A 22,819-nucleotide genomic window follows, 5' to 3' on the forward strand; every position below is an offset into this window, starting at 1 on the left:
GCACTAGAGCCTACTTGCTGCCGCTGGCAGCGCGGTGACAGCATTCCGGGTGGCCGTCAGGAGGATGCGGCAGCCCCTAAACTTCTGTCATGCCGGATGTGTCGATTCCCACTGAGCTGCTACCCGCCGACGGTCGGTTCGGATGCGGTCCCTCCAAGGTCCGCACCGAACAGATCGCGTTCCTCGCCGGAGGCGGCGCCGAACTGCTCGGGACCTCCCACCGCCAGGCCCCGGTGAAGAACCTGGTCGGCCGCGTGCGCGAAGGTCTCAGCGAGCTGTTCCGGCTGCCGGCGGGCTATGAGGTCGTGGTGGGCAACGGCGGCTCGACGGCGTTCTGGGACGCAGCGGCGTTCTCGCTCATCGAGGAGCGCAGTCAGAACCTCGTCTTCGGCGAGTTCGGCGGCAAGTTCGCCACAGCGGCGGCGACCCCGTGGTTGCAGGCCCCGCACGTCATCGAAGCACCCGCGGGCTCGCGATCCGATGCGGAGCCAACGGCCGGGGTGGATGTGTACGCCTGGCCGCACAACGAGACCTCGACGGGTGTGATGGCCCCGGTGCGCCGCATCCACGGCGACGCGGGCGCGCTGACCGTCGTCGACGCGACGAGCGCGGCTGGCGGCGCCGACCTCGATGCGGCCGAGACCGACGTCTACTACTTCGCCCCGCAGAAGAACTTCGCCTCGGACGGCGGGCTTTGGTTCGGCCTGTTCTCCCCCGCGGCGATCGAGCGCGTGGAGCGGATCGCCGCCGGCGACCGCTACATCCCGGAGTTCCTGAGCCTGAAGAACGCGGTCGACAACTCGCGCCTGAACCAGACGCTCAACACCCCCGCCGTGGCGACCGTGGCGCTGATGGAGAACCAGATCGCGTGGATGAACGCCCATGGCGGCCTCGCCTGGGCGAGCGCCCGGACGAAGGAGTCCTCGGACGCGCTCTACGCCTGGGCCGATTCGGTCGAGTACGCGGCTCCCTTCGTGGAAGACCCGGAGCACCGCTCCCAGGTGGTCGTCACGATCGACTTCGCCGACACGATCGACGCCGCAGCGATCGCGAAGACTCTGCGCGCCAACGGGATCGTAGACACCGAACCTTACCGCAGACTCGGGCGCAACCAGCTGCGCATCGCGACGTTCACAGCCATCGAGCCGGCGGATGTGCGGGCGCTGATCGGCTGCGTCGAGTACGTGGTCGAGCGGCTGTGCTGAGCCGTGCGGCTCTGGCTGCGCGAGAGCGAGCGCCGGCCCGATCCGGCGCCCCTCCCGGCGGACGACCGGCGGGCCGTGCTCACCGGTCTGGTCCTGTAGTTCGCCGCCCTCGCTGCGACACTCGCCTTCGCCAGCCCGCTCAGCGCTGTGGACGAGAGCCGGTGGCGCTGGACGATCGTCGCCGGTCTCGCCCTCGGCGTGCTCGGGCTCGCCTACCTCAACACCGGACGGGACCGCCGGCGCTGAGCCGCCGGGCGGCGACCAGCGTCACAGAACAGCGCCCTCCCCGTCGGGGAGGACAGGCTCGGCATCGGCTTCGATGTCCGTGGCTTCGTCGTCGACGCCCGTCGGCAGGAGGCCGGTTTCGCCCCCGACACTGTCGATGTCGACGCCGTCCACGTCGTCCCCGGCATGCAGATCGTGGATGTCGTGGTCGTCTTCGTCGTCGAAGCCGTCGCTATCCTCATCCTCATCCTCATCCTCGTCGGGCCGGTCCTCGCCGTCCTCGTCATCGTCGTCCGCCTCGACCGTGAGGGCCTCCTGCGCCGCCTGGTACTCGGCGAGACGTTCCGACCACGGCACCCAATCGGGCGCGAGCAACGACTCCTCGCCGGGCATCAGCTCGGCTTCGAGCACAGTCGGCTGGACACCGTCCTCCGCGCGTCCGACCGAGACCGTCCAGCGCCAGCCGGGGTAGCCGGGCAGCGTGCAGGCGAACAGCAGGGAGACGGCTCCGCCGGCCTCGACGACGTGACCGAGCGGCTCGCCGACCGTGGACTCGGGAGTGATCTCGGCCAGAGCCGCCCGGGCGAGGGAGATGGCCGCGACAAGCTCCCGGAAGTCGCCGGGCTCCGCAGGGCTCTCAGGCATCCAGGTCATCCGCGACGCGCCGCAGCACGGCGGCGATCTTGACGCCGTGCGCCTTGTCCGGGTACTTGCCGCGGCGCAGGTTCGCACCGATGCCGTCGAGCAGCTTCACGAGGTCCTCCACGATGATCGCCATATCGTCGGCGGATCTGCGCTTCAGTTTGACCAGGCTCGGCGGGGCCTCGAGCACCCGCACGGAGAGCGCCTGGGCGCCGCGCTTGCCGTCGGCGATGCCGAACTCGAGACGGCTCCCCGCTTTGACCACGGCGCCCGCGAGCAGCGCCGAGGCGTGCAGGAAGACTTCCTGACCGTCATCGGAGCTGATGAAGCCGAAGCCTTTCTCGTCGTCGTAGAATTTGACCTTGCCGGTTGGCATGGGAACCTCACTTCACATGGCGGATCGAATGATCAACCTCAATTATCCTTGATTCCGTGACCCAGCAGACGCCGCCGCCGTTTTCCCGTCTCCAGCGGATACTCTCTTACATCGCCGCAGCCCTCGTCGCGGTCTCACTCCTGTGCATCGCGGCCATCCTGATCGGCTCCGCCCTGGGCAGGATGCCGCAGCAAGGCTCCGGTGAGGGGCTGTGGCCGGCCGTGTTCCTGTTCCCCCTCGCCGCGTTCCCCCTCGCGTTCGTCCTGATTATCGCGATCATCGTCGCCGGAGCGCTCCAGCGCCGCCGGGCGGCGGCGAAAATGGCCGGTCCGAAGAACAGGCGCTGACGGTCAGCGCGGGGTCCCTGCGATGACCACGACGCTCGCCCTGGCCGCGCGGCTGCGTGCGCTGCCGGACGCCGGACTCGTAGCCGCGCTGCACGCCCGGCCGATTCGCCGCGCGGGCGTCTCCGACTTCTTCGACCTCGCCGAAGCGCTGCTCGATCCCGAGGCCGTGCAGCGCGCGCTCACCGGTCTGGACCGCACCCGGCTCGCGGCGCTGGCGCTGCTCGGCCGCGCGGGCGGCTTCCTCGACGCCGCGGCCCTCGCGTACGGGTTCGCCGCACACCCCGCGACGGCCGGGGGCGCCGAGCAGGAAGCGGCCGGAGCGCTGGCTGACCTGGCCGGAGCATTCCTCGTCCATCCCGGGGACAGCCGGTACGCGGCTTACCCGGCCGTGACAGCGGCGATTGAGCCCAGCGCAGAGGAACTGCTCGCCGCCGCGCCACCGGCGGCGCTCGCGCTGGCGCCAGTGGCCGATCAGCGCTTCACCGACCGTCTCGCGGCCGAACGGGCGTTCGAGGCCGTCGCCGCGGTCTCCGAGCTGCTGGCCGAGCTGGGGCGCGAAGGCGCCCGCGAGTTGCAGAAGGGCGGCCTGGCGCTGCCAGCGACGAAGCGCCTGGCCGAGGCGCTGAGCGTGGAGGAGTCCGTGGTGCCGGTGGCTCTCTCCGTCGCAGGGCGCGCCGGGCTCGCCACCGTGGGCGACGGAACCTGGCTGCCGACCGAAGCGGCCTCCGGCTGGCGGCACTCGGCCGCCGCCGACCGCTGGCGCGTCCTCGCCGCCGGCTGGTGGGAGGCGCTGCCCGCCGGGCTGCGCTCGCTTCTGGCCAGTCGCAACCGCGCCAGGTGGGGAGAGAGCCTGCGCGAGCACATCGCCTGGCTGTACCCGGCTGCGGCCGCGGAGGCCCAGCAGCGGATGGAGGCACGCACCCGGGAGGCCGAGTGGCTGGGTGTGACGGCGCAGCAGACGCCGAGCAGCGCCGGGACCGCCCTCGTAACGAGGGGCCCGGAGGCCGCGGCCGGACTCCTGGCCGGGCTGTTCCCAGCGCAGGTGGACCGCGTCTACCTGCAGCACGACCTCACCGTCATCTCCCCCGGCCCGCTCGCCCCGAACGTGGAGACGCGGCTGCGGACGATGGCGGAGATGGAGAGCCGGGCGCTGGCCTCCACCTTCCGGTTCTCGGCGGCCAGCATCGACCGTGCCGTCACGGCAGGCGAGACGGCGGCGAGCATCCTCGACTTCCTCGCGGCGGTGTCGCTGACCGGTGTGCCGCAGCCGCTCGGCTACCTCATCGCGGACGCGGTCGAACGGCACGGCCGGGTGCGGGTGCGGTCGGGCGAGGACGGCGGCGCGCTCGTATACACGGCCGACGCGACGCTCGTGGAGGCGATCGCGGTCGACCGATCGCTCCGGGCGCTGCGCCTCGTGCGTGACGACGCCACCCTGACGAGCCCTCTCCCCCGGGATGTCGTCTACTGGGCGCTCAGCGACGCGCGGTATCCGGTCGTGGCAGAAGACGATGCGGGAGCGCCGGTGGCCCTGCGGCGGCAACGGGTCGCGCCTCCCCCGGTCACCACCTCCCGGGACCCGGACGCGGAGCTCGTCGCGCGGCTGCGGGAAGCCGAGGGCGAGGCGGGAGCCGACACGACCGTCGCCCTCACCGCTCAGCAGTTGCTCGCGCGCCAGCTCGATCAGGCCGTGCGCGCGCGCCAGCCAATCATCGTGGAAGTCGCCCTGCCCGACGGCCGGATCGTGGACTACCAGCTGGAGCCGACCGGTGTGGGCGGCGGCCGACTGCGCGGCCGGGACCGCGCGGCAGACATCGAACGCACACTGCCGCTCTCCAGCGTCAAAGGGCTGCGCAGCGTAGAGTGAGCTGTCATGTCCGATGGCCCCCTGATCGTCCAGAGCGATCGCACCGTGCTGCTCGAGGTCGCCCATCCCGACGCCGAGGACGCCCGGCGCGATCTGGCTGTGTTCGCCGAGCTGGAGCGCGCGCCCGAGCACATCCACACCTACCGGATCACCCGGCTGGGCCTCTGGAACGCCCGCGCTGCCGGGCACACCGCCGACGACATGCTCGGGACGCTGGAGCGCTACTCCAAATTCCCCCTCCCGCAGACCGTGTCGGTGGATGTGGCCGAGACCGTCGCGCGCTACGGCCGGCTGGTCATCGAGCGCGACGGGGAAGGCGCGCTGGTGCTGCGCTCGGACGACCTGGCGGTGCTGACCGAGGTGGCCGGGGCAAAGCGCATCGCGCCGCTGCTGCTGGAGCGGCGCGACGACGAGACGTTCGCCGTCGAGGCCTGGGCGCGCGGGCAGCTCAAACAGGAGCTCGTGAAGCTCGGCTGGCCCGCCGAAGACCTCGCCGGGTACACACCGGGCACGCCGCACGAGATCGGCCTGCGCGAGGACGGCTGGGCGCTGCGCGACTACCAGCGGAAGGCCATCGGCAACTTCTTCGACGGCGGCTCCGGCGTGGTGGTCCTGCCGTGCGGCGCGGGCAAGACGCTTGTGAGCGCGGGAGCGATGGCCACGGCCAAGACCACAACGCTCATCCTGGTCACCAACACGGTGTCGGCACGGCAGTGGCGCGACGAGCTGCTGAAGCGGACCACCCTGACCGCTGAGGAGATCGGCGAGTACTCGGGCCAGGTCAAGGAGGTCAAACCGGTCACCATCACCACATACCAGATCCTCACGGCCAAGCGGAAGGGCGAGTACGCCCACCTGGCCCTGCTGGACGCGCTGGACTGGGGGCTCGTGGTCTACGACGAGGTACACCTGCTCCCCGCCCCCGTCTTCAAATTGACCGCGGAGTTGCAAGCCCGCAGACGGCTCGGGCTCACCGCGACGCTGGTGCGCGAGGACGGCCGCGAGGGCGATGTGTTCAGCCTGATCGGCCCCAAACGCTTCGATGCGCCGTGGAAGGAGATCGAGGCGCAGGGTTTCATCTCCCCTGCCGCCTGCTACGAGGTGCGGATCGATCTGCCGCCCGGCGAGCGGCTGAGCTACGCGGCCGCCGCGGACGACGAGCGCTACCGGCTCGCGGCGACGGCGCCCGCGAAACAGGAGGTCGTGCGGCGGCTGGTCGAGCGGCACGCGGGCGAGCGCATCCTGGTCATCGGGCAGTACCTCGATCAGATCGACGAGCTCGCCGAGGCGCTCGGCGCGCCACAGCTGACCGGCGCGACGGCCGTGGAGGAACGCGAGCGGCTGTATCAGGAGTTCCGGGAGGGCACGACACCGGTGCTGGTGGTGAGCAAGGTCGCGAACTTCTCGGTGGACCTCCCGGAGGCAACGGTCGCCATCCAGGTCTCCGGCTCGTACGGCTCGCGGCAGGAGGAGGCGCAGCGCCTCGGCCGGCTGCTCCGACCGAAGGAGTCGGGCCTCTCGGCGAACTTCTACACGCTCGTCGCGCGCGACACCGTCGATCAGGACTTCGCGCAGAATCGGCAGCGGTTCCTGGCAGAGCAGGGCTACTCGTACACGATCCTGGACGCGCACGCGCTGGCGGCGTAGCGGAGGTCAGGCGGCGGCTCCGGCGCGGACGTAACGGAGGAGCAGCGTGTCCTCCGAGTGCAGAACGTGCGCGAGCCGCATCCCGACCGGCTCGATCGGCGCAGCGCCGACCGCGATGCGGGTGGCCGAGCCCGCCTCGAGCCGCGGGCTCAGGGTGAGGCACAGCTCGTCCACGACTCCGCCCGCGAGGAGGTCGCCGAACAGGCGCGGACCGCCCTCGCAGTGGATGCGGCGCAGTCCCCGTGCGGCTAGCTCCCGCACCAGCAGCCGCGGCTCGACGCGCTGGGCGCCGCACACGACGACGTCCGCCACCTCGGCAAGCGCCTCGCGGGCGCCGGCGCGCGAGCGCTCCGAAGTGAGGACCAGCGGGCGCTCGGGGGCCTCGCGGAAGATCGGACCGGCCGGGTCGAGGTCGAGGACGGCGCTGACGATGGCGAACACAGGGTGCTCGGTCAACCCGTCCGCCCGGCGGGCCCGTTGCGATGCCGCGTCCACGCGCATCGCGCCGTAGCCTTCCGCGCGAATCGTCCCCGCCCCCACGACCACGACATCGCAGAGGCGGCGCAGGATGTCGAACACGCGCTTGTCGGCGTCGTCCGAGAGGCCGCCAGAGAGACCCTGCTCGGTGGCCGCGCCGTCGAGGCTGGCGACGAAGTTCACGCGCAGCCAGGACGGACCGGCGCCGGTTCCGGCGGTGTAGAGCGCAGCGAGCTCGGTGTCGTCGAGTCCGCTCGCGCCGGGTGCCGGGCGCAAGCGGACGAGAGCCGGGTCAGTCATTCGCATCTCCCATGTTGTGCTTGAGGAAGGCCGGCTCCCGCAGGCCCAGAACAGCCTCCGTCATACGGACAGCGGCGACAGACGCTCGCACATCGTGCATCCGGATGATGCGCGCGCCGTTCACGATGGAGACGACCGCGGCGGCGAGCGACCCCTCCCCGCGCCGGGATCGCGGCGCATCCAGGGTCTCGCCGATGAAGTCCTTGTTGGAGACGGCGGCCAGCGTGGGGTAACCGAGGTCGGCGATCTCGGCGAGGCGGCGCGTCAGCTCCAGCGAGTGCAGGGTGTTCTTGTTGAGATCGTGGCCGGGATCGAGCACGATGCGCTCCTCCGGGACCCCCGCCGCGGCCGCGCACTCCACCCGGTCGAGCAGGAACGCCGACACCTCCGCAACGATGTCGGCGTAGTGCGGCCGGGGGTACACCGTCCGCGGAACGGCGAGACTGTGCGTGAGGACGAGCGTCGCCTCGCTGTCGGCCACGACGCGAGCGAGCTCCGGGTCGCTCAGCCCGGTGGTGTCGTTGACGACGGTGGCGCCCGCGGCGATGGCCCGCCGGGCGACCTCCGAGTGGAAGGTGTCGACCGAGATCGCCACATCCGATCCGGCCCGCAGCTCGCGCACGACGGGGACCACGCGCCCGGCCTCCGCCTCCACCGGGATCGCCTCGCCCGGCGCGAACGGCGACCCTCCGATGTCGACCCAGTCCGCGCCGGCCGCGACCGCGTCGAAGCAGGCGGCGACAGCCTTCTCGAGGGCGAAGGTACGGCCCTGGTCGAAGAACGAGTCGGGCGTCCGGTTGACCACGGCCATGACGGCCACGCGCCGGGAGAAGTCGAAGGTGCGGGCGCCGATGCGGCGGACGGGAACGCGAAGGGGAGGAAGATACATCTTCAGACGCCGGCACGATCCGGCCTCTCGCCCGCGGGCCGGCCGGGGTCGATGCCGTCACCGGAGCCGAGGAGACGCTGACTGTCCTCCTGCATATCCCGCACATTCGTTTCCGCCCCCGCCACCGGCCGGTCGCTGCGGCGCACGGCGCGGACACCGCCCGCCAGCGGGTCTCCCGAAGATTCCATGCCCCGATCGTAGAGGCCTGAGGAGAAGAACCGGGCGACGTCATTGCTCGCACGCTCTGCCGCCGGCATCCGCTGCCCGCACGGCGAGCGCCAGCCCTCGCACCCACAGCGCACCGTCTGCTCACAGGAAGAATTCAGTGAATGTGCAGATAATGTTTCGCATGAACGCAGGACCCCGCATTCTCATCGTCGACGACGAGCCAAACATCCGCGATCTGCTCACGACCAGCCTCCGCTTCGCCGGCTTCGCCGTGCGCGCGGTCGGCAACGGCGCGCAGGCGATCTCCGCGGTCCTCGAAGAGGAGCCCGACATCATCGTCCTCGACGTCATGCTCCCGGACATGAACGGGTTCGGCGTCACCAAGCGGCTGCGCGGGGCCGGCTACACCGCGCCCATCCTGTTCCTCACGGCCAAAGACGACACCGAGGACAAGATCACCGGCCTCACCGTCGGCGGCGACGACTACGTCACCAAGCCGTTCAGCCTCGACGAGATCGTGGCGCGCATCAAAGCCATCCTGCGCCGCACGATGCAGGCCGACGAGGACGCCGTGATCCGCGCGGGCGAGCTGACGATGGACCAGGACACGCACGAGGTCTTCGTCGGCGACACCCCGATCGAGCTGAGCCCGACCGAGTTCAAACTGCTGCGCTACCTTATGCTGAACCCGAACCGCGTGCTGTCCAAGGCGCAGATCCTCGACCATGTGTGGGAGTACGACTTCAACGGCGACGCCGGCATCGTGGAGTCCTACATCTCCTACCTGCGCCGCAAGGTGGATGCGCACTCCAGCGAAGCGCTCATCCAGACCAAACGCGGATTCGGCTACATGCTGAAAGCCGCCAAGGCGTGAGACGGAGCGCCCAGCTTCCCTGCATAGACTGACGTCCTCATGCACTCACGTCTGCTCGACCGCTGGAACGCGATCTCCCTGAGGATGAAGATCACCGGGGTGACCGTGCTCATGCTGACGCTCGGGCTGCTCGTGACCGGCATCGGCACGATGTCCATGCTGAAGCCGGTGCTGCTCGACCAGCTGGACGCACAGCTCTCGGCAGCATCGGGGGCGAACTATCTCAACACCTACCTGTTCGGCACGTCGTCGGGCAGCGCGAAGATCGCGACGGATGCGAGCCCATCGGACTACTTCGCGGCGCTGTACGATTCGAACGGCGACCTGGTGCGAACCAACTGGTCGAACATCCCGTTCTCCGGCCGGCCGGCCGTTCCCGACCACATCTCGGTCACCGACGGCAAACAGCTTCAATCGCAGGGCGGATACCCACTCACGAGCAACGACGGCCGCATCGCCTACCGGGCGATGGCGCAGGTCGTGACGCTGACCTCGCCGGCCGGGGCGCTCGGCACGGCGATCGTCGCGACGAACACCAGCCAGATCGACACGGTGATGGCGAGCTTTCTGGCGATCTTCCTCGGCTTCGGCGTCATCGTCATCATCGTCGGGGCCGGTCTGACCCGCATGCTGGTCACCACCACCTTCTCGCCGCTGCGCGAGGTCGAGCGGACCGCAGCGGCCATCGCCGACGGCGACTTCGGCCAGCGCCTCGGCGGCGCGACGCCGAACACCGAGGTCGGCCGGCTGAACCGCTCGCTCAACACCATGCTCAACCGGATCGACCGGGCCTTCAGCGACCGCGCGCGCACGATCGACCAGATGCGCCGGTTCGTGGGCGACGCCTCCCACGAACTGCGCACGCCACTCGTCTCGCTGCGCGGCTACGCCGAGCTCTACCGGATGGGCGCCCTGCAAACCCCCGACGATGTCGCGCAGGCGATGGACCGCATCGAGAAGGAGGCGATCCGGATGGGCATCCTCGTCGAAGATCTCCTCGAACTCGCCCGCCTGGATGAGACGAAACCGCTCGACCTGAACCCTGTCGACCTCGTCGCCATCGCCCGTGACGCCGCGATGGATGCGATGGCGGGCTCCCCGGGCCGCATCGTCACCGTGATCGTCCCGCCCCCCATCGCCGCCGTCGCCCCGGAACCGGAGGAGCCCGGGGTCGACACGGCTCCGCTGCCCGTGGCCGATCAGCCCGTCCGCCCGACGAACGCGACCGGCCCCATCGCCTTCGCGGGCGCAACGCTAGCCCGCCTGCGCCGCGGACGCACCCGCCGAAGCGGCAGCGGCGGCCCCCTCGTGATGGCGACCGGCGAGAAGCTGATCAGCCTGTCGGAGGCTCCGCCCGCCCATCCCGCGCTCGTCCTGGCCGAGGAGAACAAGCTCCGCCAGGTGGTGACCAACCTGATGGGCAATGCGCTGCGCTACACCGCCAGCGACAGCCCCATCGAGATCGGGGTGCAGGTCGACCACCGCACCGAGCGGGCGGTGCTGGAGGTCCGCGACCACGGCGACGGCATCCCGCCCCAGATCCACGAGAAGATCTTCCAGCGCTTCTGGCGCGCCGACACCTCACGCACCCGCGAAACCGGAGGGAGCGGCCTCGGCCTGGCGATCGTCTCCTCGATCGTCGCAGCGCACAACGGCAGCGTGGATGTCGTGGAGACACCCGGCGGAGGCGCGACGTTCCGGGTGTCGCTGCCGCTCGCAGACTCGACGGCAGCGCCGAAGCCGATCGCCGGCTAGGTGTGCTGTCCAGGGACATTGTTTCGGCGATACGGCCGTGAGGTGCTGAGGGGCGAAGACCTCCGGCTGTGAAGCTGCCGGTGATCGACCGGGTCACCGGGGAGCCGATCCGTCACTACGAGCACGACCATCCCGGCTCGCTGAACCACGTCGATGTGACGAAGTTCGTCCTCTGCAACGACATTGCATACAACGGCATCATGGTCAACGGCGTCAAACGCCGGCTCGACGATCCGGACAAGCCTGACATCTTCGACAGCACGACCGGTCCAATCGTCGCACCGAGTCGCTGGATCGACGAACCGGCGCCGACTCAGGGAACTCATCTCCAGGATGAACCAGATCGCCCGGTTAGAGAGGCGCTTGCCTATCTCGCTGATCATGGCATCCCGCCGGACCAGGTCATCGCGATTTCACCGTTTCGAGCCGTCGCTGATCGGCTTGACTCGCTTTCCCGAAGGTACCCAGGGCTCACAGCAGGCCACGATCCGCACTGCCCAGGGCCGGGAAGCGTCAGTGGTGTTCCTTGTCCTCGGAGGCGATCCAGCAACTATTGCACCAGCTCGCTGGTTCTCTTGCGCCATAACTCAGCGCCTTCGCCTGAATGCGGCAGGTCTGTCCGGTAAACGGCGTGTGGGGTCAGGCGGTTTTTTATTAGTGAGTGGTTCTCTCGAACCGTCCGGCGAAGGTGGTCGCAAACGGGTTGAGGTCGGGTTTCCACCCGTGGCTTACCAAGGATTGGTACCATGACATCATGGCTCAGAACACTTCGATCAGCCTGGATGATCACTTCTCGGACTTTCTCTCCAAAGAGGTCTCGTCAGGCCGCTATCGGTCCGCAAGCGAGGTCGTCCGCGCCGGCCTTCGGTTGCTGGAGGACCAGGAGACGCAACTCGCAGCGCTCCGTGCCGCCCTCGTCGCGGGTGAGGCGAGTGGCATGCCAGAGGCTTTCGACTTCGACGCTTTCATCGCGATGAAGAAGTCGTGACAGGTTACCGCCTCACTCCCGCTGCGCAACGCGACCTCTCCTCGATCTGGGACTTTACCGAGGAGCGGTGGAACGTCCGTCAGGCCGAGACCTATGTAACCGAGATCAGAGCTGCAATCGAGCGTATTGCCGACGCCCCTTCTCGTGGTCGGGACTGTGATGAGATCCGCCAAGGGTACCGTCGGTACGGGATTGGCAGCCATCTGCTTTTCTACGTCGAGAGCACAGTCGGTGTGGATGTGATACGGATCCTGCATCAGCGCATGGACCCGACATTGCACCTGTGAGTGGGGAATCGCTTGATCGCCGTGGCGGAAGATCGATTATTGTGCTGTAGGAACTGAGCGTGTCCCATTAAGGCTGCTCTAATCCGAGAATCGGACTGGCGCCATCCTCGTACTCGGACGATCAGAATCGTATAGATGATGGCGGGCGTTGAAGGCTGCGGGGCCACCCTCAAGGATGTTCTCCGCTAGCGTACGCCCACTCGGCCGAGAGGGTGCGGTTGAACCGTTCAACCTTGCCGTTGGTCTGCGGCCGGTAGGGGCGGGTGCGAAGGTCTTCGCTAACCCAGCCGTTCACAACCTCCCAAGGAACTACACCTAGAGAGCCGGTCGCCAGCGCACGGACCCGGCCGGGACGAACCGCCGGCGCGCGTGGGTCCCCTCGCGTCGCGGGGCATCCGGGGACGAGGGAAACCGGGGAGGGAAACCCGGGAGGAACTCCCGGACAAGAGGTCCCGGGCGCGGAACGACGGAAGGGCGTCTCCCCGCGGGGAGACGCCCTTCCGTCGTCTGCGGCTGCGCCGGACTTAGAAGTCCATGCCCGCACCCGGTTCGGCCGCGACAGGGGCGGCCTTCTCCGGCTTGTCGGCCACGACAGCCTCGGTGGTGAGGAACAGGCCCGCGATGGAGGCGGCGTTCTGCAGCGCCGAGCGGGTGACCTTCACCGGGTCGTTGATGCCCGCGATGAGCATGTCGACGTATTCGCCGGTGGCCGCGTTGAGACCGTGGCCGAGCGGGAGCTCGCGGACACGGGCCACGACGACGCCCGGCTCCATGCCTGCGTTGATCGCGATCTGCTTCATCGGGGCTTCGATGGCGACCTTGACGATGTTGGCGCCGGTGGCCTCGTCACCCTCGAGCGACAGCTTCTCGAAGGCGAGCTTGCCGGCCTGAATGAGGGCGACGCCCCCACCGGCCACGATGCCCTCTTCGACAGCGGCCTTCGCGTTGCGGACGGCGTCCTCGATGCGGTGCTTGCGCTCCTTGAGCTCGACCTCGGTGGCCGCACCCGCCTTGATGACGGCGACGCCACCAGCGAGCTTGGCGAGACGCTCCTGGAGCTTCTCGCGGTCGTAGTCGGAGTCGGAGTTGTCGATCTCGCCACGGATCTGGGCCACGCGGCCGGCGATCTGGTCGGGGTCGCCCGCACCTTCGACGATGGTGGTCTCGTCCTTGGTGATGACGACCTTGCGGGCCTTGCCGAGCAGGTCGAGGGTGACGTTCTCCAGCTTGAGGCCGACCTCCTCGGAGATGACCTGGCCACCGGTGAGGATCGCGATGTCCTGCAGCATGGCCTTGCGGCGGTCACCGAAGCCCGGAGCCTTGACGGCGACGGACTTGAAGATGCCGCGGATCTTGTTGACGATCAGGGTCGCCAGCGCCTCGCCGTCGACGTCCTCAGCGATGATGAGGAGCTGCTTGTTGGCCTGGATCACCTTGTCCACGATCGGGAGCAGGTCTTTGATCGAGGAGATCTTCTGGTTGGCGATGAGGATGTAAGCATCCTCGAACACCGCCTCCTGGCGGTCCTGGTCGGTGACGAAGTACTGCGACAGGAAGCCCTTGTCGAAGCGCATGCCCTCGGTCAGCTCCAGCTCGGTGCCGAAGGTGTTCGACTCCTCGACGGTGACGACGCCCTCCTTGCCGACCTTGTCGATCGCCTCGGCGATGATGTCCCCGATGGTGGTGTCCCCGGCGGAGATGGAGGCGGTGGCCGCGATCTGCGCCTTGCTCTCGACCTCCTTGGCGTTGCCGACCAGCTCGGCGGTGACGGCCTCGACAGCCTTCTCGATACCGCGCTTCAGCGAGATCGGGTCGGCGCCGGCCGCGACGTTGCGCAGACCCTCCTTGACGAGCGCCTGAGCGAGCACGGTGGCGGTGGTGGTTCCGTCGCCGGCGACATCGTCGGTCTTCTTCGCGACCTCTTTGACCAGCTCCGCGCCGATCTTCTCGTAGGGGTCGTCGAGTTCGATCTCCTTCGCGATGGAGACGCCGTCGTTGGTGATGGTCGGCGCTCCCCACTTCTTCTCGAGGACGACGTTGCACCCGCCCGGGCCCAACGTCACCTTGACCGTGTCAGCCAGGATGTTGAGGCCGCGCTCGAGACCGCGACGCGCGTCCTCGTCAAAAGCAATGATCTTTGCCATGTGTTTCTCGTCCCTCCCGGACGTCTGCGAAAGATTCGGTTTGTTAGCACTCGGTAAGGCGGAGTGCTAAAGCGATTCTGGCACTCGTCGCGGTGGAGTGCAAGGCGAGTCCGCCACGCATCGCAAAAGGAGGATTTCCGGGGCGGAAGACCGGGCAGCGCGGGAAACGGAGGAGATCGCGGGGTCAGCTTGCCGTTCCTGGCGGGCCGGGCCCAGAAAGCAAGAGCGCCGCCCCGGAGGGCGGCGCTCTCTCGTCTTGCCGATCGCTGCTCGCTACAGAGGGCGAACCGATTCGGCCTGCGGTCCTTTGCTGCCCGTGCCGACCTCGAACTCCACCTGCTGGCCCTCTTCGAGGACCTTGTAGCCGTTCATGTCAATTGCAGAGTAGTGAACGAAAACGTCCTGGTGAACGGTGACGTTCTGCTCCCCACCGTCGACGTTACTGTCGACAGTGATGAATCCGTAGCCTTTTTCAGCGTTGAACCACTTCACGGTTCCGTTCGCCATGCATCACTCCCATTGCTGTGTCGCTCGTGCGGTCCAGCGCCGCACGTTTGACCCCGATACTAATGCTTGACAATGCCGGCAATGGGGAGAATCTTTGTGAATCCGTTACAGAATCCGCCGAAGTTAAACCTGCCGGAAACAATCGGCGGGGTGGGTTCAGCCGGTGTAGTCGCTGCCGACGACCACCGTGAGCTGCGCCCCGGTCTGAGCGAAGTCCTGCGTCTCCTGGATAGTCGCCCCCGTCAAGGACCGGGCGGCCCCGAGAGCCGAGGCCTGGTTGGCCGGGTCGGAATAGTACACGATCGTCTGCTTCAGATCGGTGCGGGAGGCGTTCGCAACGGCCCCGACCGTCCAGCCGGCGGCGGCCAGCTTCTCATCCACCCGGCCGGCCAGCCCCGAGATCGATGTGCCATTGAGGATGTTGACAGTCAGAGCCGGGTCCACCGTCGGGACGATCGTCGGTGTGGGGGTCGCGCTGAGGATCGGCGAGGCGTTGGCGGAGCGGGACGAACCGCTGAAGGAGATGGAGCCGCTGACGACCGAGAGGTAGAGGATACCGGCGCCGACGAGCGCGAGGGTAGCGAGGGCCGCCCAGCCGACCGCGATCCAGCGACGTCTCTTCGGCTGCGGTGCGCGGTGCGCGCCGACGCGCTGCAGGTCGTCCGGGATCTCATCGAACCGGTCTGTCGAATATTTCTGTGCCATCTAGCGCTGGTTCCTCGTGGTCTCAGTCGTGGTGCGGGAGCGTCCGGGCCTGCCGCACGGCCGAGCGGGTCTCCCGCAGCCGGAGCAGGCGCTTGACAAGCATGGGATCGTGACGGAGCGCCTCGGGCCGGTCGATCAGCGCTCCGAGAATCTGGTAGTACCGTGCCGCCGAGATGCCGAACTCCTCGCGAATAGCCTGCTCTTTGGCGCCGGCGTGCCGCGACCATTGACGCTCGAACGCGAGGATGTCGGTTTCCCTGCCGGTGAGCCCCTCCGGCTTCGGCCCGTTCCGGTGGTCGTCTGCTGCGTCGGCCACACGCACCGCCTCCCCTCGCCGTCGCCCGCTGGTTCCTCTTTCTCGCACTCACGAAACATCCTAGGGGTCGCCTCCTGTGTGTTGGCCGGTGGCGCGCGGCGAAACAGCGGAGCCGGGCGAAACGGAGAGGCGGGTGCGGCCGCGCCGTTTAGGGTGAGGAGAGACGAGAGGATGCTGCGATGGACGCTGGCAAGGGCGAGTACCAGATCGCCAAGTCCGACGAGGAGTGGCGCCGCGAGCTCACACCCGAACAGTACGGCGTGCTGCGCCAGGCTGGAACCGAACAGCCGTGGACCGGCGAACTGCTCGACGAGAGCCGCGCCGGGGTGTACGCCTGTGCCGCGTGCGGGGCCGAGCTCTTCCGATCGGGCACGAAGTTCGACAGCGGCTGCGGCTGGCCGAGCTTCTACGAATCTGTCCGCCCGGAAGCGGTCGAACTGCTCGAGGACACCCGTCTCGGGATAACGCGCACCGAGGTCCGCTGCGCGAACTGCGGCTCCCACCTCGGCCACGTCTTCCCGGACGGCTTCAGAACCCCGACCGGCGACCGCTACTGCATGAACTCGATCTCGCTGGACTTCCAGCCAGAGGACGAATGAGCGACCTCGTCTCGCGGGTCGCGGCGCGCCGATCCCACTCCCGCGTGACCCCGGATGCGCCGGCCCACGAGGAGCTGCTGCCGCTCGTCGCCGCAGCGGGGCGCGTCGCGGACCACACGGCGCTGCGCCCGTGGCGGGTCATCGAGCTGCGTGGCGAGGCGCGCGTGCGGCTCGGCCGGGCGTTCGCCGAGGATGCGAAGCTGAGCGGACGGGCGGGCGACAAGCTCGCCGCTAAGCCGCTGCGCTCGCCGCTCCTGCTCGCGATCGTCTCGGTGCGGACGAAGAGCGAGAAAGTCCCCGGCTGGGAGCAGGACGCCGTGGCCTCAGGCGTCGCCCACCTGCTGAGTCTGCTGCTCCATGACGCCGGCTGGGGCGTGATCTGGCGCACCGGGCGGCACGCCCGGTCGAAAGCGGTCCACCGGATGCACGGGCTGGCCCGAAATGAGCGGCTGCTCGGCTGGCTCTACGTGGGCGGCATACCGGAAGGCAGCAAGGAGGGACACCGCAAGACGGTGGACCCTGAACGCTTCCTCAGCGTTCTGGATTAGGGGACACGCGCCGCCAGCAGCCGCTCCACCGCCTCCAGCGGGATGGGCGCCCACGCCGGCCGGTGCCGCGCCTCATACGCGATCTCATAGACCGCCTTGTCCAGCTCGAACGCGCCGAGCAGTCGCCGGTGGGCGGAAAACTCTTCGCCCGCCACCGACGCATAGCCGTCGAGGTACGCCTCCCGCGCGCGCACCGCCCACGCAGCGGCGTCGATCGGCGGTTCCCGGCGCGCCAGCGACCCGGCCACATAGTCGAAGCTGCGGAGCATCCCCGCAATGTCCCGCAGGGTGGCGTCCAGCCGGGCGCGCTCGGCGAGGGGCCGCAGGGGTTCGCCCTCGAAGTCGATGAACTGCCAGCCGCGCTCCGGCGAGCGCAGCGCCTGGCCGAGGTGCAGGTCACCGTGGATGCGCTGGAGGGTGGGGATCGCCGCGGTCGCGGCCTCCTCATAGACGGCGGCGATCCCGGGCCGCAGCTCCTCGACGGCGGGGACGGCGGCGGCGGTGACGGCGAGACAGCGGAACATGCCGTCGAGAGCCTCAGCCACATCCCGGCGATCGGCGGGGCGGGTGGGGAACGCGACGGCGAGGAGACGGTGCAGCTCGGCCGTGTCGGCGCCGAGAGCGAAAGCCTGCCCGGCGAAGTCCTCGCCGCGCTCGGCTGCGCGGAGGGCGAGCTCCCAGCCGTCCTCCACCCCGGGAACGAAGTCCTGAACGAGAGCGAACTCGCCGCAGGCCCGTCCGCCGTCCGGCGCGGGCCACGAACCGGTCAGCCAGCCGAACAGGGCGGGTGTGTACACGGAGCCTTCGCGGGTGAGGGCGGCGAGGGTGGAGATGTCGGGGTTCTCGCCCGCCTGGAGGACACGGAAAACCTTCACGAGGGCCTGTCCGCCGCCCGCGAGCTCGGCGACGATGGAGGTGTTGGACTGCTCTCCGGACAGCAGGCGGGAGGAAACGACCCGCACGTCGCTGCCCATGCTGCGGCCCTGCGCGGAGGCTTCGCCGCCACCGGCCCGGCCCGCGCCCGACATGAGCGCGGTGAGGGCCCCGACGTAAGCGTCCTCAGCCGGGCCGTCATAGAGGTGACAGCCCCCGGTTTCACCCACGAACGCGGCCGGATCGCCGTCGCGGCGGGCGCGGGCGACGAGCGGGACCTGGTAGACGCGCGGGACGCGCGGGGCATTGTCGCAGAAGAGGTGGGTGAGGATACGGACACCGGCGATGGCATCCACGCCCGGCTGCACCTCGAACGACGCCAGCAGACGCAACCTCGGCTCAACGCTTTTGGTGGAGTACCAGCGCTGGCGGCGCATCCACACGCCGACGAGCTCCGTGAGTTCGGTCATGCCTGCACCGTACCCCTCCAGGCGTTCCAGCGACCACGCCCCGGAACCGGCTGCGGGTCTGTCTGCGCGCCGTTCACAGGCGCATCGTACGCACAGAGACCAGAGCGGGGGCGGGTCCTGCCCCCGGCTCCCCCGCGGGCCATGCCGGGAGGATACGGCCTGTCTTGATGCGCCTCCCAGCCGCGGCACGCTACGGTGAACGATTGTGACCGAGACGGCAGAAAACCCGAACCCACGCCGCGCCGCGCGGAGATCCGGGTGGAAAACGCTCCTGCGGGATGTCGTCGTCATCTTCGTGGTGGCGGTCCTCGTGTCCTTCCTCATCAAGACGTTCGTCGCGCGTTCTTTCTACATTCCCTCAGGTTCCATGGAGAACACGCTCCAGATCAACGACCGCATCATCGTCAACGAGTTGCAGCCGAGTGTGTTCGGGTTGCAACGCGGGGATGTGATCGTGTTCAAGGACCCGGGGGGATGGCTCCCCGCGGCCGCGCCCCAGCCTCAGCAGAACCTGCTCCAGCAGGGAGTGGGGGGCATCCTCGACTTCGTCGGGCTGGGGGCGTCCGACAGCGACCAGCATCTCGTGAAACGGATCATCGGCCTGCCCTTCGACAACATCACCTGCTGCAACGCGCTCGGACAGATGTCGGTCAACGGCGTCCCGCTGAGGGAACCGTACGTGCTCCTGCCGGCCGGGCAGCTGGCGGTCTCTGCGAAACCGTTCGACGTCACCGTGCCCAAAGGCGAGGTCTGGGTCATGGGCGACAACCGCTACAACTCGGCGGACTCGCGCTACCACATGAACGATCCGGGCAAGGGTTTCGTCCCGCTCTCGGATGTCGTGGGCCGGGCTTTCGTGGTCAGCTGGCCGGTGAGCCATTGGACCGGGCTCTCGAACTACCCGGAGACGTTCCGGGGCACCGAGCGCCAAGACAAGGGAGAGCACCGAGACAAGTGAGCCGGGAGCAGGCCGCTACTCGGTGCGCTCGGCACGACCGTGCCGCCAATAGCCCATGAAGGCCACCCGGCCGCGGTCGATCCCATACCCGCGCACGAGCAGCCGGCGCAGCGTCTTCACCACGGCCGACTCGCCCGCGATCCAGGCGTAGAAACCGCCGGCGCCGTTCTCGGGATGCTCCCAGAGGATCTCGCGTCCACATCGACAGCGGCCAGGCGCTGCCGGCGGCCGCGGGGGGCGGCGGCCGCGGCGACGACCTCGGGATGCCCGGCCAGCCACGCGGTCACGGCGGGTGTCAGCTCGCACCCGTGCTCGCCGCCCTGCCGGCTCAGCCAGGTCGCGGCGGCACCCTGGGGCAGATCGAGCGCCAGGGCGTCGGCGGCGGCCGGGACTTCGATGAACGCGTGTGCGCGGCGCCCCTCCGGCAGTGTCTCCAGGATGGAGGCGATGGCCGGGGCGGCGGTCTCGTCCCCCGCGAGCAGGAGGTCTCCGGCGTCCCGAGGCCGCCAGTCGATGCCGACACCGCTCTGGGGGCTGCGGGCGTCCGGGCCGATGACGACGAGTTCGGAGCCGGGACCGGCCGCGGCCAGCCAGCGCGAGGCGGGACCGCTCGCGCCCTCGCCCAGCTCGGCATGCACGACGAAGTCGATGTCGAGGCGACATGTACGCTGATCGATGTCTCGGACGGTGTACGTGCGGAACGGGTTGCGGCGGTGCTCGGGCAGAGCGCGCCACCGCTGGTGCCAATCGCCGGAGCCCAGGTCGCAGAAGCTGCCGTCGTCGAGCGGGAAGAGCAGCTTGACGCGCTGGTCGAGGCGTTCGGCGCCGAATGTGGCGAAGTCGTCGCAAGCAAGGCTCACGCGAGTAGAAGTGCGGGCTGAGCCGGCGGACCGCGGCCACAACGTCGCGATACGGACGGTAGGCCGGATGGTCCGTGACGGGCGGAGCGAGCAGAGCCACGCGGCGATCCTTCCGGACGGGAGTCAAGAGTAAGGTAAGGCTAGACTAACCCACTGAGCGATCGCCGTGCGGACAGCGATGTCCGGGCATCCGGCCGATCCGCACGACGGGAGGCCGAGCCCGGCGTCCCCGGTCGGTGTGCGAAATGAGACGGACCGGAAGGACAACCGTGAAGCACATGATGTTCGTGATGACCGATCCGGAGCCGGACACCGTGCCGGACGAGTCCGACGTCGAGCTGCGGGTGGGCGAACTGGACGCCTCCGGCAGGCGGATCATCGGCGAGGCGCTCAAGCCGCCGGCGTCCGCGCGCATCGTCCGCGTCCGCCACGGAGAGCGCTCTGCCGCCGACAGACCCGGCTCCGACTCGACGGCCTGGATCTGCGGCTTCGACATCCTGGAGTGAGAGAGCGTCGACGAAGCCGTGAAGATCGCCGCCCGGCACCCGATGGCACGTAACGGACGGCTGAAGATCCGCCCGTTCACGACAGGGGAGTGAGCCGGTAGCGGTGCTCCGGGCGGCCCGTCGCGCCGTACCGAAGCGCCACTTCGGCGACGCCGCGCGCGGCGAGCGCGGCCAGGTAGCGCTGCGCGGTGGCGCGCGAGACACCGATCGTGGCGGCCACGTCCGCAGCCGCCACCTCCCCTGCACGCAGTTCGGCGAGCACCAGCTGTTCGGTCGCCGACCGGGACGCGGGGGCGGCCGCGTCGCCGGAGTGCAGAATGCGCAGGGCGCGCTCGATCGCCTCCTGGTCGGCGGCGCGGTCGTCGCGGAGGACATTGCGGTAACGCTGGTAGGCGTCCAGGCGCTCAGCGAGCAGGCGCGCCGCGAACGGTTTGACGAGGTAGGCGAGCGCACCGGAGCGCAGCGCCCGGCGCACGCTCGCGCCGTCGGAGGCGGCGCTGATCGCGAAGGCGTCGACCTCCAGCTCAGCGAGCACGGCCAGGCCGTCCCCATCCGGCAGGAACACGTCGAGCAGCACGAGGTCGGGCGCCTGCTCGCGCACGGCTGTGCGGGCTGCACGAGCGGTCGTGACCGGTTCGAGGGCCGTGAACCCGCGCCACGCGGCGACGATGTCGCGGTGCAGTCCCGCGACGCGGAAGTCGTCGTCCACCACCAGAACCCGCAACGCACCGCTCATCCCGCTCCCTCCTCGACTGTGCCTGGCAGCCGGGCGCACAGCACCGCGCCCGAGCCGGAACCGCCCGGATCGATGACCCACACGTCGCCGCCACGACGCCGGGCGAGGGCGCGACTGAGCGGCAGGCCGAACCCCGAGCCGTGGACGCTGTCTGCCGCGAGTCCGGTCGTCGCGGAGGCAGGAGCGAAGGGCGCGGTGCCGAACGCAGCCAGCGGGTCGCGCATCCCGTCGCCGGAATCGCTGACGGTGACATACAGGGTATCGCCATCGTCGAGCACATCGACTTCGACCCAGCGAGGCTCCTCTCCCGCCACCGCCGCGCGCACCGCATTGTCGATCAGGTTGCCGATCACCGTTGCGACGTCCTCTGGATCGCACACCGTGCCGCGCACCAGCGTCTCCGCACCGAGCGAGAGGAGCACGCCGCGCTCGGCGGCTTCTTCGCCCTTGGCTCCGAGCAGCGCCTGGAGGTAGGGCTCCTGAAGCCGGTCGGCGTGCTGAACCGAGAACTTGAGCGGCCCGCGCGCGACCACCTCGCCGAGGTAGGCACGCGCCTCATCGCAGCGGTCCGCGGCGAGCAGGCCGGAGACGACGTGCAGACGGTTGGCGAATTCATGGCGCTGCGCCCGCAGGGCGTTGGTCATCGTGGCGACCGCGTCCAGCCGCCGGGTGAGCGAGACCAGGTCGGTGCGATCGCGGACCACCACCGCGCACAGGTCCCGTCCCGCCCGTTCGACCCGGCGCACGTCGACGTAGAGGACGCGGCTGTGACGGACGATCTCCGTCGATCCGGTCCGCTGATCCGCGAGCCGTGCGGCCAGCTCCGCGGGCAGACCGAGCGCCGCGACAGGAGCGCCGAGCACGCCTTCCACCCCGAGCAGTTCTGCGGCCCGGCCGTTGCAGACCGTCACCCGGCCGGCGGAGTCGGCGGCGAGAACGCCCTCGCCGACGCCGTCGAGCACGGCAGCCCTGTCCTGCACGAGCGCGGTGAGCTCCTCCGGCTGCACCCCGAGCGTGAGGCGCGCGAGCCGCCGTCGCAGCAGGACGGAGGCGACCGCGCCGATCGCCAGCGCGGCGAGCGCGGCCGCGCCGACCGCGGTGAGCAGCTGGGGCAGCTGCTCGAAGACGCTGACGGAGGCGAAGCCCACGCTCACTTCTCCCACCGGCGACACGCCACCCGGCCCGTAGACCGGCACCTTCGCACGCGCCGACTCGCCGAGTGTTCCCGTCTCCCAAGAGACGATCTCCTTCCCGGCGACCACGGCGCGGTAGTCGGTGCTCACCTCGCTCCCGAGCCGGGCCGGGTCGGGATGCGCCAACCGGATGCCGTGGTCGTCGGTCAGCACCACGAAGAGCGCGCCGGTGCGCTTCCGCACCCTTTCGGCGAGCGGCTGCAGCGGTCCCCGCGCGAGCACAGCCGCCGCCGGGGCTCCGGAGTCGCCACTGTACCGCGCGACGGCGGCGCGCACACCGGGTGATCCCCGTCGTGCGCGATGGCGAGCGCCGTACGCTCCGCCGCACCGCGCAGCTGCTGAACGCCAAGCCACGCA

27 protein-coding genes and 1 pseudogene are annotated in these 22,819 nt (G+C 69.5%); 13 read left to right on the forward strand and 15 right to left on the reverse strand.

Annotated elements, in window-relative coordinates; genetic code table 11:
* The first annotated feature begins 89 nt into the window (after positions 1-89).
* Positions 90-1,205, forward strand: a complete 1,116-nt coding sequence (gene serC, locus LXX_RS08790; protein WP_011186520.1) for a phosphoserine transaminase — start codon at positions 90-92, stop codon at positions 1,203-1,205.
* A 267-nt stretch (positions 1,206-1,472) separates the two neighbouring features.
* Here the strand turns inward: serC and LXX_RS08795 are convergent, their stop codons facing one another.
* Together LXX_RS08795 and LXX_RS08800 are read right to left on the reverse strand one after the other, a co-directional pair.
* On the reverse strand, positions 1,473-2,075 hold the full coding sequence (locus LXX_RS08795) for a DUF3027 domain-containing protein (RefSeq protein WP_050737894.1): 603 nt from the start codon (positions 2,073-2,075) through the stop codon (positions 1,473-1,475).
* A complete protein-coding gene (locus tag LXX_RS08800; protein WP_011186523.1) occupies positions 2,068-2,448 on the reverse strand; it encodes a cold-shock protein in 381 nt (126 codons plus the stop codon). The genes LXX_RS08795 and LXX_RS08800 overlap by 8 nt, the downstream gene beginning before the upstream one ends.
* A gap of 56 nt (positions 2,449-2,504) precedes the next feature.
* Here LXX_RS08800 and LXX_RS08805 point away from each other — a divergent pair, with 56 nt between their 5' ends.
* The 3 genes from LXX_RS08805 to LXX_RS08815 are packed head-to-tail and all read left to right on the forward strand — an operon-like array spanning position 2,505 to position 6,309.
* Positions 2,505-2,795: a hypothetical protein gene (locus tag LXX_RS08805; protein WP_011186524.1), complete on the forward strand. Its 291-nt coding sequence runs from the start codon at positions 2,505-2,507 to the stop codon at positions 2,793-2,795.
* A gap of 22 nt (positions 2,796-2,817) precedes the next feature.
* Positions 2,818-4,662: a helicase-associated domain-containing protein gene (locus tag LXX_RS08810; protein WP_011186525.1), complete on the forward strand. Its 1,845-nt coding sequence runs from the start codon at positions 2,818-2,820 to the stop codon at positions 4,660-4,662.
* Positions 4,663-4,668: 6 nt separating this feature from the next.
* Positions 4,669-6,309: a DNA repair helicase XPB gene (locus tag LXX_RS08815; protein WP_011186526.1), complete on the forward strand. Its 1,641-nt coding sequence runs from the start codon at positions 4,669-4,671 to the stop codon at positions 6,307-6,309.
* A gap of 6 nt (positions 6,310-6,315) precedes the next feature.
* On the opposite strand, the gene LXX_RS08820 is transcribed toward LXX_RS08815, so the two are convergent.
* From LXX_RS08820 to LXX_RS08830, 3 genes are read right to left on the reverse strand one after another with little or no spacing between them, the layout of a single operon-like run.
* On the reverse strand, positions 6,316-7,086 hold the full coding sequence (locus LXX_RS08820; RefSeq protein WP_041767659.1) for a pyrimidine reductase family protein: 771 nt from the start codon (positions 7,084-7,086) through the stop codon (positions 6,316-6,318).
* Positions 7,079-7,975 carry a dihydropteroate synthase gene (gene folP / locus LXX_RS08825; RefSeq protein WP_011186528.1) on the reverse strand — a complete coding sequence of 299 codons (897 nt, stop codon included), beginning with the start codon at positions 7,973-7,975 and terminating at the stop codon, positions 7,079-7,081. Before folP ends, LXX_RS08820 begins: the two co-directional genes overlap by 8 nt.
* 2 nt (positions 7,976-7,977) lie before the next feature.
* Entirely contained in the window at positions 7,978-8,163 is a 186-nt protein-coding gene (locus LXX_RS08830; RefSeq protein WP_141692759.1) for a hypothetical protein, read from the reverse strand.
* A gap of 161 nt (positions 8,164-8,324) precedes the next feature.
* Between LXX_RS08830 and LXX_RS08835 the strand changes: the two genes are divergently transcribed.
* From LXX_RS08835 to LXX_RS08855, 5 genes are all read left to right on the forward strand, one after another.
* Entirely contained in the window at positions 8,325-9,017 is a 693-nt protein-coding gene (locus tag LXX_RS08835) for a response regulator transcription factor (protein ID WP_041767661.1), read from the forward strand.
* A gap of 39 nt (positions 9,018-9,056) precedes the next feature.
* Entirely contained in the window at positions 9,057-10,772 is a 1,716-nt protein-coding gene (locus LXX_RS08840) for a sensor histidine kinase (protein ID WP_011186530.1), read from the forward strand.
* Between the two features lie 68 nt (positions 10,773-10,840).
* Entirely contained in the window at positions 10,841-11,398 is a 558-nt protein-coding gene (locus tag LXX_RS14395; RefSeq protein ID WP_141692758.1) for a hypothetical protein, read from the forward strand.
* Positions 11,399-11,526: 128 nt separating this feature from the next.
* Positions 11,527-11,760, forward strand: a complete 234-nt coding sequence (locus tag LXX_RS08850) for a type II toxin-antitoxin system ParD family antitoxin (protein WP_011186531.1) — start codon at positions 11,527-11,529, stop codon at positions 11,758-11,760.
* Positions 11,757-12,047 carry a type II toxin-antitoxin system RelE/ParE family toxin gene (locus LXX_RS08855; protein ID WP_041767663.1) on the forward strand — a complete coding sequence of 97 codons (291 nt, stop codon included), beginning with the start codon at positions 11,757-11,759 and terminating at the stop codon, positions 12,045-12,047. Before LXX_RS08850 ends, LXX_RS08855 begins: the two co-directional genes overlap by 4 nt.
* A gap of 187 nt (positions 12,048-12,234) precedes the next feature.
* Here LXX_RS08855 and LXX_RS16845 read toward each other — a convergent pair.
* The 5 genes and pseudogenes from LXX_RS16845 to LXX_RS08875 form a co-directional block, all read right to left on the reverse strand.
* Positions 12,235-12,315 (reverse strand): annotated as a pseudogene (locus tag LXX_RS16845) (integrase core domain-containing protein); the annotation flags it as partial.
* A gap of 256 nt (positions 12,316-12,571) precedes the next feature.
* Entirely contained in the window at positions 12,572-14,191 is a 1,620-nt protein-coding gene (groL, locus tag LXX_RS08860; RefSeq protein WP_011186532.1) for a chaperonin GroEL, read from the reverse strand.
* Positions 14,192-14,464: 273 nt separating this feature from the next.
* Positions 14,465-14,698: a cold-shock protein gene (locus LXX_RS08865; protein WP_041767664.1), complete on the reverse strand. Its 234-nt coding sequence runs from the start codon at positions 14,696-14,698 to the stop codon at positions 14,465-14,467.
* A gap of 156 nt (positions 14,699-14,854) precedes the next feature.
* Entirely contained in the window at positions 14,855-15,403 is a 549-nt protein-coding gene (locus LXX_RS08870) for a LytR C-terminal domain-containing protein (RefSeq protein ID WP_041767665.1), read from the reverse strand.
* Between the two features lie 22 nt (positions 15,404-15,425).
* Positions 15,426-15,725, reverse strand: coding sequence for a DUF3263 domain-containing protein (locus LXX_RS08875; protein ID WP_011186535.1), 300 nt, complete (start codon positions 15,723-15,725; stop codon positions 15,426-15,428).
* Positions 15,726-15,898: 173 nt separating this feature from the next.
* On the opposite strand from LXX_RS08875, the gene msrB reads away from it, so the two are divergent.
* Both msrB and LXX_RS08885 read left to right on the forward strand, forming a co-directional pair.
* Positions 15,899-16,318 (forward strand): peptide-methionine (R)-S-oxide reductase MsrB, encoded by a 420-nt coding sequence (gene msrB / locus LXX_RS08880; protein WP_011186536.1) that lies wholly within the window; start codon positions 15,899-15,901, stop codon positions 16,316-16,318.
* On the forward strand, positions 16,315-16,866 hold the full coding sequence (locus tag LXX_RS08885) for a nitroreductase family protein (protein WP_011186537.1): 552 nt from the start codon (positions 16,315-16,317) through the stop codon (positions 16,864-16,866). Before msrB ends, LXX_RS08885 begins: the two co-directional genes overlap by 4 nt.
* On the opposite strand, the gene LXX_RS08890 is transcribed toward LXX_RS08885, so the two are convergent.
* Entirely contained in the window at positions 16,863-18,209 is a 1,347-nt protein-coding gene (locus tag LXX_RS08890) for a maltokinase N-terminal cap-like domain-containing protein (RefSeq protein ID WP_041767666.1), read from the reverse strand. The genes LXX_RS08885 and LXX_RS08890 overlap by 4 nt on opposite strands.
* Before the next feature lie 205 nt (positions 18,210-18,414).
* On the opposite strand from LXX_RS08890, the gene lepB reads away from it, so the two are divergent.
* Complete coding sequence (gene lepB, locus LXX_RS08895; protein ID WP_011186539.1) at positions 18,415-19,167, forward strand: signal peptidase I; 753 nt, start codon at positions 18,415-18,417, stop codon at positions 19,165-19,167.
* A gap of 15 nt (positions 19,168-19,182) precedes the next feature.
* Here the strand turns inward: lepB and LXX_RS16850 are convergent, their stop codons facing one another.
* Positions 19,183-19,290, reverse strand: coding sequence for an SIP domain-containing protein (locus tag LXX_RS16850; RefSeq protein ID WP_370558449.1), 108 nt, complete (start codon positions 19,288-19,290; stop codon positions 19,183-19,185).
* The gene (locus LXX_RS08900) at positions 19,284-20,027 is read right to left on the reverse strand and encodes a siderophore-interacting protein (RefSeq protein WP_370558450.1); all 744 of its coding nucleotides are present in this window, start codon (positions 20,025-20,027) and stop codon (positions 19,284-19,286) included. The genes LXX_RS16850 and LXX_RS08900 overlap by 7 nt, the downstream gene beginning before the upstream one ends.
* Before the next feature lie 269 nt (positions 20,028-20,296).
* On the opposite strand from LXX_RS08900, the gene LXX_RS08905 reads away from it, so the two are divergent.
* Positions 20,297-20,533 carry a hypothetical protein gene (locus LXX_RS08905; RefSeq protein ID WP_011186541.1) on the forward strand — a complete coding sequence of 79 codons (237 nt, stop codon included), beginning with the start codon at positions 20,297-20,299 and terminating at the stop codon, positions 20,531-20,533.
* A gap of 76 nt (positions 20,534-20,609) precedes the next feature.
* Here LXX_RS08905 and LXX_RS08910 read toward each other — a convergent pair whose 3' ends face one another.
* Both LXX_RS08910 and LXX_RS08915 read right to left on the reverse strand, forming a co-directional pair.
* The gene (locus LXX_RS08910; protein WP_011186542.1) at positions 20,610-21,269 is read right to left on the reverse strand and encodes a response regulator; all 660 of its coding nucleotides are present in this window, start codon (positions 21,267-21,269) and stop codon (positions 20,610-20,612) included.
* Positions 21,266-22,738 (reverse strand): sensor histidine kinase, encoded by a 1,473-nt coding sequence (locus LXX_RS08915; RefSeq protein WP_256030508.1) that lies wholly within the window; start codon positions 22,736-22,738, stop codon positions 21,266-21,268. Before LXX_RS08915 ends, LXX_RS08910 begins: the two co-directional genes overlap by 4 nt.
* Positions 22,739-22,819 lie beyond the last annotated feature (81 nt).

The sequence above is a fragment of the Leifsonia xyli subsp. xyli str. CTCB07 genome, assembly GCF_000007665.1.
Lineage (GTDB): Bacteria > Actinomycetota > Actinomycetes > Actinomycetales > Microbacteriaceae > Leifsonia > Leifsonia xyli_C.